We start from the raw sequence: 1,425 nt of genomic DNA on the forward strand, positions 1-1,425 counted from the left end.
GCCCGACACCGTTGGAGGTTGCAATCTTCCGCGACCCTCAGGAATTGAAGGCAGCCATTGATGCGGCGATACCCGACGTCATTGGTTTCTCAAGCTATTCCTGGAACCACCACCTGGCCTTGTCCTTTGCGGATTACGTCAAGGCGATCAATCCCAATGTTCTGACCCTCATGGGCGGCCCCAACTTCCCGCTGACCGAAGAAGAGCAGGACAGCTGGATCCGGACCATGCCGCAGATCGACATGCATGTGCGCGGCCCCACCTATGAGGGCGAGCGTGCATTCCTCAGCACGCTGCAACGGTTCATCGATGTCGGCGCCCGCCGCGAAGGCATGTGGGAAGAGGCCGTCGATGGCGCGCTTTACGTGCATCCGAAAACCGGAGAGATCCTGCGCGGGAGCGAGCCGCCCCGCATCCGCGATCTGGACGAAATCCCGTCACCCTATCTTGCCGGGCTGATGGACAAGTTCTTTGATACCGGCCTGTTTGCACTGATGCAGCTGGCCCGCGGCTGTCCGTTCACCTGTGCCTTCTGCAACTCGGCGGTCAAATCGAATTCGAAAGTTTTCCGCCATTCGTTCGAGCGTACTAAGGCCGATCTGGATTACATCGTGGCCCGCATCAACCATGCCAGCCCCTTGTGTTTTGCTGACGATAATTTCGGCATGTATGTGCAGGACGAAGAAGTGGCCGACTATCTGGGCCATCTGATGGATACATACGACTGGCCCAAATATATCCGGACAACCACCGGCAAAAACCGCGGCGACCGGATCATCAAGGTGATGCGCAAGGCCAAGGGCCGGTTGCCAATGACCTCGTCGGTCCAGTCCCTGAATCCGGTAGTTCTGAAGAACATCAAACGCGACAACATCAGCCTGGATACTTATACCGAGGTACAGCAGGAGCTTCATTCAAAGGGCATGCAATCCTATGGCGAGCTGATCCTGTGCATGCCGGGTGAAACCAAAGAATCCTTTATGGATGCGGTCGACAAGCTGATCGAAACCGGTGTCAGCCGGGTGGCGGCACACCAGCTGATGCTGTTGCATGGCGCGCCACTGGCCAATCCTGACAGCCGCAAAGAATTTGGTTTCAAAACCCTGCACCGGGTCGTTGCCCGATGCCTGGGCAAATATAACGGTCCAACCGTGGTCGAGACCGAGGAAATGGTGGTCCAGTCCGAGAATTTCTCGTTCCAAGATTATCTGGACACCCGTGTTTTCCATCTGCTTCTGACGATCTTCTATTATGAAGACAATTTCGAAGAAGCCTTCCGGCTGGCGCGTTCTCTCGACATCCGACCGTTCCAGATCATCAAGCATATGCAAAAGATTCTGGATCAGGCACCGGAGCCGTTCCGCAATGCAGTGGCTGGTTATCTGGAAGAGAACCAGGCTGAGCTGTTTGAAACCCGTGCCGATT

The 1,425-nt window shown here is 55.9% G+C and carries 1 protein-coding gene; it reads left to right on the forward strand.

What is annotated here, in order from left to right; all coding sequences use genetic code 11:
- The coding region (locus AC2FND_RS20275; protein WP_496771497.1) for a B12-binding domain-containing radical SAM protein at positions 1 to 1,425 on the forward strand (1,425 nt) is incomplete at both ends.

The sequence above is a fragment of the Ruegeria sp. BHSB056 genome, assembly GCF_059613305.1.